The sequence below is a fragment of the Kurthia massiliensis genome (genome assembly GCF_000285555.1).
In the GTDB taxonomy this organism is placed as follows: Bacteria; Bacillota; Bacilli; order Bacillales_A; family Planococcaceae; genus Kurthia; species Kurthia massiliensis.
The window spans coordinates 1-200 of the sequence record NZ_CAEU01000100.1; the positions used below are offsets into that span (position 1 = coordinate 1).

2 tRNA genes are annotated in these 200 nt (G+C 51.5%); both read right to left on the bottom strand.

The features are described 5' to 3' along the window. Positions 1-4: 4 nt before the first annotated feature. A tRNA-Gly gene (locus tag KMHG_RS18570) sits at positions 5-79 on the bottom strand. A gap of 11 nt (positions 80-90) precedes the next feature. After that, positions 91-183 (bottom strand) — tRNA-Ser (locus tag KMHG_RS18575). Between the last annotated feature and the right edge of the window lie 17 nt (positions 184-200).

The following is a 200-nucleotide window of genomic DNA, read 5'->3' on the forward strand; positions in this document are numbered from 1 at the left end:
CGAATGGAGCGGAAGACGAGGTTCGAACTCGCGACCCCCACCTTGGCAAGGTGATGTTCTACCACTGAACTACTTCCGCATATATATAAATGGAGGAGGTAGAGGGATTCGAACCCCCGCGCGGTTTGACCCGCCTGTCGGTTTTCAAGACCGATCCCTTCAGCCAGACTTGGGTATACCTCCAAAGGGAAAATATTATA